The 17,146-nt window shown below is 43.4% G+C and carries 18 protein-coding genes; 14 read left to right on the plus strand and 4 right to left on the minus strand.

The genetic code is table 11. From position 1 onward, the window contains the following. Positions 1 to 12: 12 nt before the first annotated feature. Positions 13 to 2,163: a hypothetical protein gene (locus tag BQ7489_RS12965; protein WP_162617810.1), complete on the minus strand. Its 2,151-nt coding sequence runs from the start codon at positions 2,161 to 2,163 to the stop codon at positions 13 to 15. Between the two features lie 104 nt (positions 2,164 to 2,267). Continuing rightward, entirely contained in the window at positions 2,268 to 4,118 is a 1,851-nt protein-coding gene (locus BQ7489_RS12970) for a hypothetical protein (protein ID WP_072531346.1), read from the minus strand. A gap of 466 nt (positions 4,119 to 4,584) precedes the next feature. On the opposite strand from BQ7489_RS12970, the gene leuS reads away from it, so the two are divergent. From leuS to BQ7489_RS17825, 3 genes are all read left to right on the plus strand, one after another. Continuing rightward, positions 4,585 to 7,419, plus strand: a complete 2,835-nt coding sequence (gene leuS / locus BQ7489_RS12975; protein WP_072531347.1) for a leucine--tRNA ligase — start codon at positions 4,585 to 4,587, stop codon at positions 7,417 to 7,419. Positions 7,420 to 7,426: 7 nt separating this feature from the next. Next, the gene (locus tag BQ7489_RS12980; protein WP_072531348.1) at positions 7,427 to 8,323 is read left to right on the plus strand and encodes a YitT family protein; all 897 of its coding nucleotides are present in this window, start codon (positions 7,427 to 7,429) and stop codon (positions 8,321 to 8,323) included. Positions 8,324 to 8,785: 462 nt separating this feature from the next. Beyond that, positions 8,786 to 9,004 carry a hypothetical protein gene (locus BQ7489_RS17825; protein WP_072531349.1) on the plus strand — a complete coding sequence of 73 codons (219 nt, stop codon included), beginning with the start codon at positions 8,786 to 8,788 and terminating at the stop codon, positions 9,002 to 9,004. A 356-nt stretch (positions 9,005 to 9,360) separates the two neighbouring features. On the opposite strand, the gene BQ7489_RS12990 is transcribed toward BQ7489_RS17825, so the two are convergent. Then, positions 9,361 to 10,089 carry a S24 family peptidase gene (locus tag BQ7489_RS12990; protein ID WP_072531350.1) on the minus strand — a complete coding sequence of 243 codons (729 nt, stop codon included), beginning with the start codon at positions 10,087 to 10,089 and terminating at the stop codon, positions 9,361 to 9,363. A 99-nt stretch (positions 10,090 to 10,188) separates the two neighbouring features. Here BQ7489_RS12990 and BQ7489_RS12995 point away from each other — a divergent pair, with 99 nt between their 5' ends. Together BQ7489_RS12995 and BQ7489_RS13000 are read left to right on the plus strand one after the other, a co-directional pair. Continuing rightward, entirely contained in the window at positions 10,189 to 10,398 is a 210-nt protein-coding gene (locus BQ7489_RS12995; RefSeq protein ID WP_072531351.1) for a hypothetical protein, read from the plus strand. Between the two features lie 13 nt (positions 10,399 to 10,411). Next, a complete protein-coding gene (locus BQ7489_RS13000; protein WP_072531352.1) occupies positions 10,412 to 10,792 on the plus strand; it encodes a hypothetical protein in 381 nt (126 codons plus the stop codon). On the opposite strand, the gene BQ7489_RS13005 is transcribed toward BQ7489_RS13000, so the two are convergent. Further along, positions 10,770 to 11,036: a hypothetical protein gene (locus BQ7489_RS13005; protein WP_162617811.1), complete on the minus strand. Its 267-nt coding sequence runs from the start codon at positions 11,034 to 11,036 to the stop codon at positions 10,770 to 10,772. The genes BQ7489_RS13000 and BQ7489_RS13005 overlap by 23 nt on opposite strands. Positions 11,037 to 11,150: 114 nt before the next feature. Here BQ7489_RS13005 and BQ7489_RS13010 point away from each other — a divergent pair, with 114 nt between their 5' ends. The 9 genes from BQ7489_RS13010 (at position 11,151) to BQ7489_RS13050 (ending at position 17,114) form a co-directional block, all read left to right on the plus strand. After that, positions 11,151 to 11,537, plus strand: coding sequence for a hypothetical protein (locus BQ7489_RS13010; RefSeq protein ID WP_072531354.1), 387 nt, complete (start codon positions 11,151 to 11,153; stop codon positions 11,535 to 11,537). A gap of 262 nt (positions 11,538 to 11,799) precedes the next feature. Continuing rightward, complete coding sequence (locus BQ7489_RS13015) at positions 11,800 to 13,605, plus strand: hypothetical protein (RefSeq protein WP_239496956.1); 1,806 nt, start codon at positions 11,800 to 11,802, stop codon at positions 13,603 to 13,605. Between the two features lie 33 nt (positions 13,606 to 13,638). Beyond that, a complete protein-coding gene (locus BQ7489_RS13020; RefSeq protein WP_072531356.1) occupies positions 13,639 to 14,526 on the plus strand; it encodes an AAA family ATPase in 888 nt (295 codons plus the stop codon). A gap of 201 nt (positions 14,527 to 14,727) precedes the next feature. Then, on the plus strand, positions 14,728 to 15,345 hold the full coding sequence (locus tag BQ7489_RS13030) for an ATP-binding protein (protein ID WP_072531358.1): 618 nt from the start codon (positions 14,728 to 14,730) through the stop codon (positions 15,343 to 15,345). Positions 15,346 to 15,361: 16 nt separating this feature from the next. Then, entirely contained in the window at positions 15,362 to 15,529 is a 168-nt protein-coding gene (locus tag BQ7489_RS17670; protein ID WP_195360929.1) for a hypothetical protein, read from the plus strand. Then, positions 15,526 to 15,957, plus strand: a complete 432-nt coding sequence (locus BQ7489_RS13035; protein WP_072531359.1) for a hypothetical protein — start codon at positions 15,526 to 15,528, stop codon at positions 15,955 to 15,957. Before BQ7489_RS17670 ends, BQ7489_RS13035 begins: the two co-directional genes overlap by 4 nt. Before the next feature lie 7 nt (positions 15,958 to 15,964). Then, complete coding sequence (locus BQ7489_RS13040; RefSeq protein ID WP_072531360.1) at positions 15,965 to 16,627, plus strand: DUF3164 family protein; 663 nt, start codon at positions 15,965 to 15,967, stop codon at positions 16,625 to 16,627. Further along, the gene (locus BQ7489_RS13045; RefSeq protein WP_072531361.1) at positions 16,624 to 16,851 is read left to right on the plus strand and encodes a hypothetical protein; all 228 of its coding nucleotides are present in this window, start codon (positions 16,624 to 16,626) and stop codon (positions 16,849 to 16,851) included. The genes BQ7489_RS13040 and BQ7489_RS13045 overlap by 4 nt, the downstream gene beginning before the upstream one ends. A gap of 14 nt (positions 16,852 to 16,865) precedes the next feature. After that, positions 16,866 to 17,114: a hypothetical protein gene (locus BQ7489_RS13050; RefSeq protein WP_072532191.1), complete on the plus strand. Its 249-nt coding sequence runs from the start codon at positions 16,866 to 16,868 to the stop codon at positions 17,112 to 17,114. Positions 17,115 to 17,146 lie beyond the last annotated feature (32 nt).

The raw sequence follows: 17,146 nt of genomic DNA on the forward strand, positions 1-17,146 counted from the left end.
TAGTAGTTTTGGTTATTCATAAATATATTCTACTGGAGTTTTTATACAGCGTATCGTACGGGTTTTTGAAGCATTGTTTCCTGCATACTTGAACCAGTTGCCTCTGCCGTCGCTTTGTGGATATCCTTCCATTAACCACGTGTTACTGGTATGACCATAAGTGGCAAACAGGACCATCATTTTCGAGATGCTTTTATCACCCCATTGGTGGCCCAGGCCGAAAATCGCCCAGTGTGTATTTTCATAAACAAAGTCATAAAGTCCGATTGTGCCATATGGAACTCCGTCTACGATCAGGGTACGTTCGGCAACCGAATAATTCAGACGTTGTCCGAGGTTATTATTGAACACTCCCCAGGGATCATATTTCAGATTACTGTTGTTATTCCATGCAAAGAAACGGAAATCGTCATAGTCGGGTATCTGATAGCCGTCGGGAGCCATTGCTGTCGGGTCCATTGTCCCGAAGTTTCCGGATGTATTCTGATAACCGTTGTAATAGAACAATGTATCCGCTTCGTGGGTCAGTTTCAGACCTTCCGGATTTCCCGCCTGATACTGGTCGCCCATTATTTTCAGCAAGTCTTTATCAGAGCAGGTCTTCAAATATTCAAAAACCGTTGTACTTCCGTTTACCGGATCATCTTTTACCAGAATTTGGTCGGTAAAGTCTTTGACATTTCCGCTCAGGTTATACTTGCACCACCAGGTCCCGTTCACGTTGACTACCGGGAGTCCCCAGTTCTGTCTTTTTATCGTGTAGGTTTCCCTATGATTTCCATTGGTATCGGTAATGTGGAGCCGTACTTCCTGGATTCTTCCGTCGGCGTCCGGATCATTCGGTTTCCATCCGGCAATGATCCGGTAGCAACCGGCAGTTTCCGTTGTCTCTGTCTTTATCCAAGGCGCTGTACCTACAATTTCGGTTTCTAGTATTTTCCCTTCGGGTAGGGTCAGAATTCCCAGCTCTCCGTCCACGTAGCCGTTGAAGTCGCATACTGCATTCCCGTCGAAACGGATTTTTCCCGTCAGTTCGATGGGGTTTGGTCTGAAGACCAATACGATGCGTCCGGTACAGATACTTCCTTTATATACATCCAGATAAATATATTCTTGTTTACTTCCGGGCATTTTGTGTGGACTATGGATGTCGACTCTGGCAAATTGTTGCATACCTCGGGTTATAGTCTGTTTGGTCACATGAACTCCATCTACGGTTCCGTTTATTTCCAGGCGGGTAGTGTTTTCTTCCGCCGATAAGGCTAGCTGCAGATCGCTTTCCTGATAAGGGATGAAGACTGTGTCTCCCCGTTCGTTGATTTCTACACCTTCTGCCAGTTGGGACGCATTTTTGTCGATCAGGCTTTTTAATTCCTGTTCGGATGTTGAAGCGCTACCGTTTTCCCAGTCATCGGTTAGAACTTCGATGCGGGTATCTGCTCCGTTGCCATATACCTTCAGGGTATATATCGTGTTACGTTTGATTGCAGGGAGGGATGTCTTGAGACGATGCCATGCTCCGCTAATGGTAACGGTCAGTTCCACTTCGTGAGGGCCGTTTCCTTGTTCACATACATAGAACAAGGTTTCTTTACGGTTCTGGAAAGGGGAATCATTGAAATCTTGGGCCAGGTCTACGGTTTCTATACCTGCCGGTGAATGTAGTCTTGATTGTTCGTTCACATAACCTGCAGGTAGTACATTCTTTATTCTTAGACTGTTGACTTCCACTCCTGCAAAAGATGCATCCAGATCGATACGCGAGACGCTGCGTTTCAGGATTGCTGTAGCCGAAACCGTTGTTCTGTCCAGCTCCAGATGTCCGGTCATTACCATTCCGGAAGCAGTCAGTTCATCGGTGTCGGCTTGCATTTCCAGAAATTCTTCCAGGGTTGTTTTTCCTACCTGCAAAGAATACTTCTGTATGATATCTGCTGCATTAGCCAGAAAATACACTGTACCACGCATCTGCAATGGTTGCAGGCGACATATGCCTTCGTTGTTGGGATTCAGGCGGTCGAATATTTCTTCCAGTATTCCTTCTTCAAAACGGAATCCCTGTACTTCATTTACAGCAGATTCGGCATTTGAGGCTTGTCCGTCGGACATGCCGGCTGTCATCAGACGTACACTGACGGTCCCTTCAGGTATAGGTTGCTGCATATCATCATTTGAATTACAGCTGCAAAGGACTGATATCATAAGAATGCATGTCCATGCTATATTTTTTATTTTATCTGTCATTGTCGTTCTCATTACTTTCAAGGCTATTTATATCTGTGCGGATTGTTTCTACTGTTCAGGTAATCGGGTGAATCAATCGGGAACTGACTTATATTCTGTACATAAAAATTATTCATAAGCTCTTCGGCCCATGGTCCGTAAGTAAAGGAGCTGCTATGGCCATATCCCATTACGTGTCCCAGTTCATGAAACATGATGCTGCATGAATAGGTATTCCAGTAATGTTCGAACCAGGCTTGCTGGTAAGCTCCGAATGTAGTTCCACCTCCCAATCCGATGATTCCATGTCCGGGGTAGACCAGTCCTACCTGCAACGTACGCTTCTGTCTCATTTGTTGTAGAACCTTTTCTACTTTGATGGGTTGCTTGTTGTCATCGTATAGTTTGTCGGCGTTTTCTGTCAGAATCCGCTCATGCTCCGGCATGTCAATCATGTAGGTGAAGTTGAGGAACATGGCAACTGATTCCCGACAGTGTACCGGACGGATTCCCATCCAGTTTCCTACCGGCCCTCCGTCTTCCAGATCCGGATTTCCACCGTAAAGTCCCCAATAGATATCCCATCCATGCTCGATTTTTGTCAGCTTAGCCCAAAACGGATCGGTTGATTCAATCTTGAAAACGGTTCCATCCAGATCGGATACGTTCATTTTCGGGACCTCGACTTGTCTGCCGGTCTCTGTACGGCATATTGATTTGCGTTGTGTCAAAGTCAATGGCTCGTAGAAGTCGGCAAAGCCTGGTATTGAATCGAAATAGGCCAGATCGAAATATTCATTACTGATTGCCGGAACGCAGGCTTTTATCAATACGTCTTGCAGATTGCGCGGCGAATAGAAACGTACATGCAACCGTCCGTCGTCGGTAATGGTGACCTGCAACGGCTGGGCCGTATTGAATTTCCGTACGGCAGGATTGGTATAGACATCTTTCGTTTCATCATCCTGTAGAATCAGATCGTGTTGCCCATATGCATAAGCCGACCGTGTAATGAACATCATGGCCGACTTGTCATCCGGGTGAGTTACTTTTGTCTCTATCCGGTGGATATGGTTGGCTTCCAGTTCATGCTGGCTGAATGTATAGGTCTGTTCGGTTTCTCCTCCCCGGTAATTCCGTGTCAGCATGTCGATTTTACCTTCAAGTACCGTACCTTCCGCCAAAGGCATGAAGTTGTAGGACGTTATATCGTTCAGGACAATATCCTGCATCATACCGTTACTTTCGCCCGACATGGATCCACTTCCCGATATGGTTGTATAAAAGCGTGCCTGTTGGAATGTCACTTTATTTTCTATCGCTGCCGTGCGTATATAAGGATTATTATATGCAAAACTGAAGTCAACCCGGCCGAATATGCGTCGCTGTTTTATATCCTGACGGATGGTTGCGATTTCCTGTTGTCCGTTTTCTCCTTGCGATACAGTTACGGCAAACGGAGTCTGGGAATAGAAATATTCGGCGTCCAGCGGTTTCTGCAGATCATCCGGAAATTCCAGCCAGGTGTCATTGATATTCTCCAGCTTATGGATGGTAGCCTTGTCCCGGTTTTCGTCTCCTTTGATACCTAATACCAGTAAACGGTAATTGCCTTCATGCAGACCTTCTATATGGATTTCGGCTGCCGACGGATCATAACTGCTTTTCGTGTCTTGTATTCGGTTGCCGTTTTCGTCCACAATGTAATATTCCAGCCGATCGAAACGTGACTCTTCCAATGTAGATTGGCGCGAAATCATGTCATCGTATTCCTGGTTGTATAATTTGAAGACAATTTCGGGGGTGTTTACATCAGTTGTATGTTCCCATTCATCCTGACTGCAGGATATCAGAAACAAACTGCATAAAAGTGTAATAAAAAGATGTTTTCTCATTCGTCGCTTGTCTATGTCAAAATTTAAATTCATTCTTAAATTATTGATATCTGGCATATATGGTTTCAGCAAAGAGCACGTTTTCCAGATGAATAACATTTGAAACCCTGAATTTGTTTTGTCAGGATATCTTTTTTTTTGCCTGCAGATTAAAAAACGGTCTTTTTTATTCTTTGTTTTTGTGATTTGATCCAATCAGGTGACGATATCGGAAAAATTGATTCCTGCCGTGTGATTTATGAGGCAGGAGCTGTTTAGTCTTTATCTTCATGCTTTTGTGTTATTATGCTTTATGATGCAAATTAAATACATTTTCTGTAAATTTTGGGGAACTGTTTTGGTAAATTGCCTAAATCGCTTATTTACAGCTTTTCTGTTATATCCCGCACACATTTTCATTTTAAATTTTTATCTTTGCACGTTCTTTGAAAAATAATAATTATCAAAATATAAATTATTCTCACTTATGGAATATAATTTCAGAGAGATTGAAAAGAAATGGCAGCAGAAGTGGGTCGAGAACAAGACTTACAAGGTTGTTGAGGACGAATCCAAAAAGAAGTACTATGTGTTGAACATGTTCCCTTATCCGTCGGGAGCCGGACTGCATGTAGGACATCCGCTGGGATACATTGCCAGCGATATCTATGCACGTTACAAACGCTTGCAAGGCTTTAATGTTCTGAACCCTATGGGTTACGATGCATACGGCCTGCCGGCCGAACAATATGCTATCCAGACCGGACAGCATCCGGCTATCACTACGGTCAACAATATTAACCGTTACCGTGAACAGTTGGATAAGATCGGCTTCAGCTTCGACTGGGACCGGGAAGTACGTACTTGCGACCCGGGTTATTATCATTGGACCCAGTGGGCTTTTCAGAAAATGTTCAATAGCTTCTATTGCAACAGCTGTGGCAAAGCACAGCCTATCAGCAAGCTGGTAGAACATTTTGAGCAGAAAGGTACTGAAGGGCTGGATGTGGCCTGTAGCGAGGAATTGAGCTTTACAGCCGAGGAATGGAAAGCCAAGAGTGAGAAAGAACAGCAGGAGATTCTGATGAACTACCGTATCGCTTATTTGGGCGAAACGATGGTGAACTGGTGTCCGAAGTTGGGAACCGTACTGGCAAACGATGAAGTGGTGGACGGCGTTTCCGAACGGGGAGGTTATCCGGTTGTCCAGAAGAAGATGCGCCAGTGGTGTCTGCGTGTATCGGCTTATGCACAGCGTTTGCTCGATGGGTTGGAAACAATTGACTGGACCGATTCTCTGAAGGAGACACAACGTAACTGGATCGGCCGTTCTGAAGGTACGGAAGTCCGCTTCAAGGTAAAGGACAGTGATATGGAATTTACTATTTTCACTACCCGTGCAGATACCATGTTCGGTGTGACTTTCATGGTGCTGGCTCCTGAAAGTGAATTGGTTCCACAGCTTACTACTGCCGGGCAGAAGGCGGAAGTGGATGCTTATCTGGACCGTACCAAAAAACGTACGGAGCGTGAACGTATTGCCGACCGTCGCGTGACCGGTGTGTTTACCGGTTCATATGCCGTGAATCCGTTTACTGGCGATGCCGTTCCGGTTTGGGTGAGCGATTACGTATTGGCCGGTTATGGTACAGGTGCAATCATGGCTGTTCCGGCCCATGACAGCCGTGACTATGCCTTTGCCAAGCACTTCAACCTACCTATTATCCCATTGGTGGAAGGTTGCGATGTAAGTGAGGAAAGTTTTGATGCCAAAGAAGGTATCGTATGCAATTCTCCGAAAGCGGGCGTTACTCCGTACTGCGATTTGAATCTGAACGGGCTGACTATCAAGGAAGCTATTGCTGCAACCAAGAAATATGTAAAAGAACATAATCTGGGACGTGTGAAGGTGAACTTCCGTCTGCGTGACGCTATCTTCTCACGCCAGCGTTACTGGGGTGAACCTTTCCCCGTATATTACAAGGATGGAATGCCTTATATGATTGATGAAAGCAAACTGCCTCTGCAACTGCCTGAAGTGGACAAGTTCCTGCCTACCGAAAGTGGTGAACCTCCATTGGGACACGCTACCAAATGGGCGTGGGATGTAACGAAAGGTGAAGTCGTGGAAAACAGCTTGATTGATAATGTCAATGTATTCCCGCTGGAATTGAATACCATGCCTGGGTTTGCCGGTTCAAGTGCCTATTACCTGCGTTACATGGATCCGCATAACGATAAGGCTCTTGTTTCGGAGAAGGCCGACAGATATTGGCAGAATGTCGATTTGTATGTAGGAGGAACGGAACATGCTACCGGGCATTTGATTTATTCCCGTTTCTGGGACAAATTCCTGTTTGATCTGGGTGTAAGCATTAAGGACGAACCGTTCCAGAAGCTGGTGAACCAGGGAATGATTCAGGGACGGAGTAATTTCGTTTACCGTATCAAGGATACCAATACTTTCGTTTCATTGGGCTTGAAAGACCAGTATGACGTGACTCCGTTGCATGTAGACGTGAACATTGTTTCGAACGATATATTGGATGTGGAAGCATTCAAGAACTGGCGTCCGGAATATAACAATGCCGAATTTATTCTGGAAGACGGCAAGTATGTATGCGGTTGGGCAGTCGAAAAGATGAGCAAGTCCATGTATAACGTGGTAAATCCGGATATGATCGTTGAGAAATACGGTGCCGATACCTTGCGTATGTATGAAATGTTCCTGGGTCCTGTAGAACAGTCCAAGCCTTGGGATACAAACGGTATTGACGGTGTACACCGTTTCTTGAGGAAGATGTGGAACCTGTATTATGACCGTCAGGGTAATTTCAATCCGGTGGAAGGTGAGGCTACCAAGGAGGAACTGAAATCCATTCACAAGCTTATCAAGAAGGTTACGGGAGATATCGAGACATTCTCTTATAATACTTCTATCAGTGCGTTTATGATTTGTGTGAACGAGCTGACTTCCTTGAAATGCCGCAACAAGTCTGTATTGAGTGATCTGGTGGTACTGATCGCACCGTTCGCTCCACATCTGGCAGAAGAGTTGTGGGAGGCTTTGGGACATGCTACTACCGTGTGTGACGCCCAATGGCCGGTATATAATGAAGAATACTTGAAAGAGGACAGTGTAAAATATACGGTTTCCTTTAATGGAAAAGCCCGTTTCACGATGGAATTTCCTGCCGATGCAGACAATGATACAATCCAGGCTGCCGTGATGGCTGACGAGCAGTCGCAGAAGTGGATTGAGGGAAAGACTCCGAAGAAAGTGATCATCGTGCCGAAAAAGATTATTAACATTGTCATCTGATCCGGCGATGGAAGCATTGTTGAAGAAGAAGTTAGGCCGGGAGTCGCGAGACTACCTGGCCATCACTTTCGGTCTGGTCTGTTATGCCATCGGATGGGCTGCCTTTATGTTGCCGTATCAGATAACTACGGGGGGAGTTACCGGTATTTCGGCGATTATCTATTATGTGACCGGACTTGAAATTCAGGTTTCGTATTTTATTATCAATGCCATTTTCATGGGTTTTGCCTTGAAGATTCTGGGACCGAAATTCAGTGTGAAGACCATTTTTGCCATTTTCATGCTGACTTTCCTGCTCTGGCTGTTCCAGATGCTTCTGAAGGATGAAAACGGAAACCTGCCTCAACTGTTGGGGCCAGGACAGGATTTTATGGCGTGTGTCATCGGAGCCGGTCTTCTGGGTTTCGGTATCGGAATCGTATTCTGCCATAACGGGAGTACAGGCGGTACAGATATCATTGCCTGGATTATCAACAAATACAAGGATGTGACGTTGGGGCGTATGATGATGTATTGCGATATTATCATCATTTCCTCCTGTTACTTCATTTTCCATGACTGGCGTCGTGTACTTTTCGGTTTTGTTGTGTTGTTTATTATGAGTATTGTGATTGATTATGTCATAAACAGTACCCGTCAGTCGGTGCAGTTCCTGATTTTTTCAAAAAAATATGAGGAAATAGCCGAAGGTATTTCAAAGGATATCAACCGTGGCGTGACTTTGCTCGACGGACAAGGATGGTATAGCAAACAGGATATCAAGGTAGTAGTGGTGCTGGCCAAGAAAAGCCAGTCGCTGGATATCTTCCGTCTGGTCAAGGATATCGATCCGAACGCATTCGTTTCTCAAAGCAATGTAGTGGGCGTATATGGTGAAGGTTTTGACAAATTGAAGGTAAAATAATACATCGCTTTGCTTTTTTATTAAAAATGCACATTAAATTAAAATTAATGTTGTATATTTGTCATAAACTATAAACTTGATGTAGGGGGCATAAAACGAAGCGATTAAACTACGAATAAGGATAAACTGATGTATAATACAGTAAATTAGATAGTTATACAGATAATATGGTTTTGGGCAAATAAAACGAAGCGTACTTTTCCCTTTACTTTAGGTTTACTTTTCAGGCGTTGAATATGGGCAATTATTTGCTCAGTTTTACATTTTAGATTGCACGTCTTATACTTTCACCAGAAATGATACAAAGCCCGTCAGATCGCCTTAAAATAGGTTGAGTCCGGCGGGCTTATTTGTGGGCGTATATTGTATTGATAAAATATGGTTTTTGGAATGTTTAACGTGTAAAATACTTCCAAATAGCTGTTATTTGGTACTTTTGCATAAAAGATACTTCCAAAGTATATGGATAAACAGGATATAAAAATAGTGCATGTACATCTAATTTTTGAGAGGAAAGACTTCTATTTCGGAAGCCTTTCCGCGGTGTTTGATACTCTGGAGGAAGACCGCGTAGGAATCAAAAAAAGTACGCTTTTACATGCAGGTTTAACGGATGGGAGTATCAAGATCACAAAAAGGGCACGAATTGTGGTGTCGCATCTTATTAGAGGCAGTCGTTAAAACACTGTTATATTGCTTTTTAAGGGCCGTTGTAACGTCTTTTTCCCGTGGCGTTACTTCGGCCCTATTTTTATGTCCTAATTACAAAAAGACTTACGTTTAAGGCTTACTTTATATTGTGTTAAAAGACTTACAAAAGACTTACAAAAACAATGCTTTTTAATGGTGTACGGATATACAAAAAGTAATAAAAACGGGGTTTTTGACAAAAAAAGCCGTTTAAGTGGGTAGAAAAAACCACTTAAACTAGCTTTGTAATCATATTAGATTTGTTTATAAATATCTGATATACAATTGTTTATATTTAAAATATGTGATTTTACATGTAAAAATTGCGTGCGCGCGTACTATGTAGGTTATTCGAGGCTTACGGATCCAACCACAATCGCAATACCGGTTATCTCATCTACCGGAATATCAAAAGGTGGGTAATCTTTGTTGTCTGATATAGCACGAAGGTGCTTCATATCGTCACCAGGCATTAATCTCTTTACCAGAATACCTTGTTCCCTGGTGGCGATAACGTGGCACTTATTCCACTGGATAAATTGTGTATTTCTGAGGATAGAACAGGCTATTACGTCGCCCGAATTAAAGTGAGGATACATTGAAAGTCCAGAAATTTCAATCATAAAGTCGACCTTGCAATACTTGAATTTGGGTATTACGTAGTATTCCTTCACGTCGCTTTCCTCTATTGAGAAATTGGCGTTACCAAACCCGGCAGCAGCTGTTTGAGTTACCAGAGGTATAGGACTTAACCCGGATCGTGCTGCCTCCGCAAATGGAATTGCTTCACGGCTTTTTATGTTTTGATCTATAAAAAAATCAGAAGTTTTTTGTGTGTTATTGCTTTCGTTTTTTAGCATTTCACCCATACCCGTAATAAGCCATTCAATATTTACGTCTTTATAATAGGCAAGAAATCTTGCCAAATTCTCTTCGCTTATACCATTTTTTTGGCCTAATACACCCCTTGTTACACCAGTGTTTTTATAAAATTCATACTGTGTAATCCCTTTTCTTTCCAAGTAAAGCAAGATTTTTTGCTTAATTGGAGATTTTTCTTGCTTATTTTCTTGCATAGACGAGAAATCTTGTATATATTTGCAGTGTGTTAACAATGATAACGGGCGGTAAATATAATGAAAACGCCTGAGAAGTCATAATTAAAACGGTGAAATATGAAAGCAATAAAAGTATTTATCGACGAAAAAGAACAGCACAAGATGCTGAACCTGATTGAAAAGTTTAACGGGCATGATGATATAGTGGCGACCGGCACCGGACAAACTGACTTCGTGATTGCCACATGTGGCGAATGTGGAATGGCTTATGTAACGGCGGTTCTTGCCGGGAAACTGGAGGGATATACAGTTGAAACTATAAAATAAGGGAGGTTAAGGTATGAAATGGAAGCTTACTTTGGAAAACGGAGATAAACTGTTTTTCTACTCTTTAGAAGAGCTTGGGAGGTATGTGACGGCCGAAGATTTGTCTGTGGATAAAATTGAAAAGGTACCGGAAGGATATGCTTTCAAAGAAAGCGACAGAGCTGTTACTGAATATACGAATGTGAATGTCAGCATTTTCTCTATAGATAGCAAAATGAACGGTAAAGGATGGAAATCTGAATATATGGTAAGGAGTATAAGGTATCCAGACGGAAAAACATGCTACCGGGATATAGTGGATCCGATAGCTATGCTTAATGATAAAGAAGATGTGATTGGACGACTAAGTAAGTTCGTCAGTAAGCTGTGGTTTAAAAACCACCCGAGCACATAAAGTCATACAATTCTTCATTCGGGAAGAAGCGAAATCCATAGAAGTTTTCAGATTCAAGAACCAGTAGTCCTTTAGACTGTAACAGATTAAAGGTTTCACGAATTTCATCTACGGTCAAACCTGTACGTTCCTTTAAGTCTGACTTTGGTGCGAAACACAGGTGGCCTATATGATCTTCCTTCGGATGATTGATATAGATGTACGACAATACACCATTCTTTTGCGAATTAGATAAATTGCTCATGATATTTATTTTTTGGTTTAACACGCTACAAATGTAGCAAACTTCCGTGGTTCGTGAGAATAGCGGAAGATATTTTAAAACAGAATAATAACGGAATTAAAAAAGCAATAGAATATGAAACGACAAATTGTAATAGACAGTGAGGCTAGAAAGAAATTACAGGAAGTATTCGGCGTATCCCGCGTTACGGTGTGGAAAGCATTGAACTATGAGAGTGAGAACGATCTGGCAAGGAAAATACGCTTTACCGCGGTAAAGGAAATGGGTGGCGTAGAAATAAACGGTCCGCTTCCCGGATTTGAAACAATCCATAATACAGCAAATAGAATAACTACGCAAACATTTGGTCCTCGAGTAAAGATTATTCTATACTGGGACACAAATAGGACTGCTGTGTTGGTGGATGGCGAGGTTCGCCGGATTGAGGACGGCCTTTCACTTTCTGAGTTTATGAGTGTTCAGGGAGAAGTGTATAAACTGGCACTATCCCTTAATAGTTAAGGAGGTCAATATGGAGTACTACGGGAAAATATTATGTATTTCAAAAGAGGACCTGATACGGGACGACAGGACAGCGGTTGGCGGTTATCAGATAGATAGCGTAATGGGGCCTATAATGAGTAAAAGCTGTTTTGACCAACTGGTTTTTCGCAAAAAAATCAGGGTTGTTCGCAAGGGTATAGGCCGCGGCGTTACTGCTCTTGTAGCAGTTGAAAGCCTTCCGGAGAAATATAAAAAGATGGTTGAACAAAAATACGGCGATATGAAATCTGAAATATTACGAAACTGGTTTGCTGCTCACTGGAGTATCGACGAAAACGCTCGGGTTTTCTTTGCCGGGTATAGGTTGGCCTCCGGGAAAGAACTAGAGCTTGAACAGCAACAGGAATATGTGTTGAACGCTTCTGCTATTCGTGCCGTACTCCGGTTGATGGACGACGTGAAGATGAAACGGGCGGTTATGCAAGGAAATAGGGTTTGCTGGGAGGAAATGGCCGGCGCAATAAATTTCTACCAGGCTGAGTTTGGTCACACGTTGCCAACATCTGTGAACCGCTTTAAAAAGAAGGTGAACGAGTTTAAGGAAAAGAGTTACGCCAGCCTGATAAGCAAAAAGTTCGGCAACCAAAATACACGCCTGGTCAATATCAAGGTTGAAAAATTGCTGGTCAGTATCGCTGCACGTCCTAACAGACCTTGGAACACCAGCGTTCATGAAATGTACAACCAGTTTGTACGGGGAGAGTTGGAAATGTACGATCCAGAAACGGGCGAGATTTACAACCCGAAAGATTATACAGACAAAAAAGGCAACCCAATAGAGTTAAGCCCTTCGACAGTTCAGTATTATTTGACACTGCCTAAAAATCAGGCTTTGATTGATAAACAGCACATGAGTTGGGCGACCTTCATGCATGAACAACGGCCACACGTGCACCGGGAGAATCCCGGATTTGCGTTCAGCCTGATTTCTTTCGACGACCGCGACCTTCCGCGCAAACTAAAAGATACAAAACAACGGCCGAAAGCCTATTACGCATACGATGTCGCCAGCCAGTGTGTGGTTGGGTACGCATATAGCCGTAAAAAGGACATTGATTTGGTGGTGGATATGTTTCGCAGTATGTTCCGCCTGATAGACCAAAACGGCTGGGGAACTCCGGCACAGGTGGAAGTCGAGAATCATTTGATGAGCCAATGGAAAGACGGTTTTTTGAAAGCCGGTGAAGTATTTCCCTTTGTTCACTTCTGCGCCCCGCAAAATTCACAAGAAAAGCACGCAGAACAATTTAACGGAGCCAAGAAACGGAGCCTAGAACACGAACACCAATTGGGAATCGGACGTTTTTACGCTAAGAATAAGAAATACCGAACGGAGGCGAAAAAGGTGTTCGATGAACTGAACGATACCTACGAGGATAAGCAATATTATACCTGGGACGAACTGATTGCCGAGGATCAGGAGATTATCCGACTTTTCAACGAATCGCTTCACCCGAACCAAAAGAAATATCCGGGTATGAGCCGCTGGCAGGTGCTTTGCGAGACCATGAATCCAAACTTGGAGCCTTACGATAAGTCATTCGTTGCCAAATATATCGGTGAGCACGTTGAAACTAGTATCCGTCGGAACAGTTATTGCCGGGTGAATTATACCGACTACTGGCTGAGTTCGCCGGAAGTGATTGAAAGGCTGGCTCCTAATAATTACAAGGTGGATGCCTACTACATACCGGAAGAAGACGGAAGCATCAAAGATTTGTTTATCTACCAAAACGGCAAACTGATAGATAAACTGGTGGATATGGGCAGATTCAACACCGCAGCCGCCGAACAGACCGAAGAAGACCGACGGATTATGACCGAACAGTTGAAATTCGGAAAGGCGTTCGACCGGATGATGGAGCGGGACGCAGCGAAACCGGTTGGCATCCTAAAGAAAGAGACCGTCCGGAAGATTAAGGAAGTTCAGCCCAAAGAAGTTCAGATACCACAAAACAACGATGATTCGGACTTTCTTAACTATGATCCTAAGAACTACGTAAAACGGGCAATAGCCAGCATTTAAACGAATTTATAACAACATTAAAATAGCAATATAATGGAACTGACTAACGAAATAAAGCAGAATATAATCTCTGCCATAAAAGAAAACAGGGAAAACTACCCTAGTGACAACAAACACGCTGCGGCGTTGGGTATATCATCGAGTGTGTATAACAATTTAAAAAAAGGAAAGATTGACCGAATGGTGAGCGACGCTTCATGGATTTGTATAGCGCGGAGGTTGAACGTTTCACTGCGTAATGAAATAGAATGGAAGATTGCCGAAACGCCGACTTTTTTGTTCATAACCGAGCAGCTGCGAGTGTGTCAGGAAAGCGGTGTTTCCGCCCTGCTTTGCGACCTTGCAAATATTGGGAAAACATTTACTGCAAGGGCTTACGTAAAGACACATAAGAACGCAATTTATGTAGACTGTTCACAGGTAAAAACGAAATCACGCTTGATTCGTTTTATTGCAAAGGAATTCGGCGTAAACAACAATGGCAGATATTGTGACGTTTATGATGATCTTGCCTTTTACCTGAAAACACTTGAGCGACCTTTGATAATACTTGATGAAGCCGGTGATCTTGATTATACCGCGTTTCTTGAACTAAAAGCTTTATGGAATGCAACGGAGCGCGGTTGTGCCTGGTATATGATGGGAGCCGACGGGCTACGGGCTAAAATAATCCGTTCAATTGAAAATGAGAAAGTGGGCTACACCGAAATGTTTAGCCGTTATGGTGATAAATTTAGTAAGGTAACCCCGGATGACGGTAAAGAGCGCGAGGTGTTCCTGAAGGCACAAGCAGCAATGGTTGTAAAGGTAAATGCCCCAGGGCGCAACGATGTAGCCCAAATTGTAAATCGTACAGGCGGTAGTCTCAGACGTGTTTATACAGAAATTGAGAAAATCAGAAGGGAGGGTGAATATGAGTAAGGTAATTTACCAGCTTGGTATGGAACCGCAATATGCGGCCCACGTAATACTTCTATGGGAGGAAGGAAAATATCCTTGCGATATTCGAGTAAGACGTGCTAAAACGGAGGGACTGATAGTAATAGAGATAGAGGATATGTATTTAGCGGATAAAATAGTCAGTGTTACCAGGTGTCAGGTAGCAGTAAAGGAGGTAAAAGTATGAAAAGAGCCTACTCACCAACAGAAATACAATCAATGAATATCCCTAGTTTCCCGTTTGATGGAGAATGGGAAGCCGCTTTTGGGCGACCTGACCGTACCGGCACATGGATCATCTGGGGAGAAAGTGGAAATGGTAAAAGCACCTTTGTTATGAAGCTGGCTAAATATCTCTGTAGATGGTGCACCGTCGCTTACGACAGCCTTGAAGAAAGTACTGGGTTATCTTTTCAGAACACACTGAACCGCGAGCGCATGGAAGAGGTTAACCGTAAATTCAAAATTCTAGATCGTGAGCCAATGGACGAGCTTAGCATAAGGCTTTCAAAACGTCGTAGCCCGGATGTGGTGATAATAGACAGCTTTCAGTATTCAGGTTTGACTTATGCAACTTATAAAGCCTTAAAAGAAAAGCACAGAAATAAGCTACTGATTTTTGTCAGTCATTGTGAAGGTGAAAAACCAGAAGGTCGTGCGGCAAAAAAAGTGGCTTATGACGCTGATGTGAAAATCTTTGTTCGCGGTTTTAGAGCTACTTGTAAAGGTCGATTTATCACTAAGCCAGGCAATCATTATACAATATGGGAAGAAGGCGCGGCACAATACTTTAACGAATAATTTAAAATCTATAGATATGGACGAGACAATAGAGGCAATCTTAAATTACGCAATCAAAAAATCCGAGGGATTTTCACACAGTGACCAATCTTTTATTTTCACAGAATTGTCGGAACGGCTTTCAGCCTTATCGCATGACGCATTAATGGTCGAATACGGACTAAAGGAGGAGGATTTTGAATGAAAGCACGTAACTACGCACGATTTTATGTCCTTCTTAACCGTTTGCCTACGGTAGATAAAGATGAGCTGAAAGCATCGCTTGTAAGTCAGTACACCGGTGGGCGGACGGAATCGCTCCGGGAAATGACTGAAAAGGAGTACGACGCAATGTGTGATGAACTGCAGCGTCAGGACTCAAACCTGAAAGCCCGTGAGCTTTACCGGGAAGAACTGAGACGCAAACGATCCGCAGTTTTAAAACAATTGCAGAAAATCGGTGTCGATACAACCGACTGGAACCGGGTAGATGCCTACTGCATGAACACACGAATTGCGGGTAAGGAATTTCGGAAACTGACCGTGGACGAACTGGAAACTGTAAATATCAAGCTCCGGATTATCCGAAGAAAAGAGGAAGAAAACAACAATAGTAATCAACTTTTAAATTGACAGAATCATGGAAGAAGTGAAACAGACAGTAGAAATGACAGCTGAGGAAAAACAGCAGTTTGAAGAATTTAAGGCTGCACAGGCGGCTAAAAACGCAAAGGAACAGGCTAAGCGTGATCGTGAGGCTTATCGTGACCTGGTGGATGAAACAATTGAACGCGCCATTCCGTCGCTGGAGTGCCTAAGTCAAGGTATCAAGGAAACAAAACAGTCCATACTGGATGATTTTCGCAATGTAATAGAAATGAAGGCCGACGTGCTTAAGTTGAAGAAGGACGGGCAACGATCCGATACCTTTACCAATTCGGCAGGTGATAAACGTATAACGGTCGGCGTGTATGTAACAGACGGCTACAGGGACACAGTGGAAGACGGTATTGCAATCGTGAAAGAATACATTGAAGGGCTGGCAAGCGATGCTAAGACACAATCCTTGGTTAAAATGGTGCTCAGGCTGTTGGCGCGTGACGCTAAAGGCACTCTGAAAGCAAGCCGAGTTGTACAGCTTCGCAAAATAGCGGAAGAATCCGGAAACGAACGATTTATGGAAGGCGTACAGATAATTGAGGAGAGCTACCAGCCGGCAATCAGCAAACAGTTTATTCGGGCTGAGGTTAAGAACGAGAACGGAGCGTGGGTTTGTATTCCTTTAGGCATGACGGAAGCATGAGTAAGAAACAACCTATATTATTTGTCCAGCCGCCCATGTTTCCGAAGGAACAGCCTGTCGAGCGAATGGAACTGGGTGGCTTCAAATGTACCTATTGTCACGGCAATGGGTGGTTTTGGGGATTAGACGAGTACGGGGAGCATATAAAGCAGGAATGCCCTGTCTGCAAAGGGAAAAAGCAACTGAAAGCAGTCGTAACAATTGAATGGAAAGAAGAACAATGAAAACTCAAAAACGTATGAACAGTATCTTAGACAGATTTAAAAGAAAACAAGCAAAACAACTGGCTGTATCGCAGCCGGCCAGTGTGGAACCAAGTCCTAAACGCGAAAGGACAATCCCGCCGCATATCGTAGCCTGCAAGGTGTGTGAAGGCAAAGGCATGAAAGACGGCGTTGCCTGTCCTCAGTGCAAGGGTTCCGGGCGCGTAATCGTATCATGCGAAGTAACAACTTATATTTCGGCTTATGTGCCGGAAAATGTTTAGTAGAACGAAAACTTTAAATTTAACAATAAACA

The sequence above is a fragment of the Bacteroides ilei genome, from assembly GCF_900128495.1.
GTDB lineage: Bacteria > Bacteroidota > Bacteroidia > Bacteroidales > Bacteroidaceae > Phocaeicola > Phocaeicola ilei.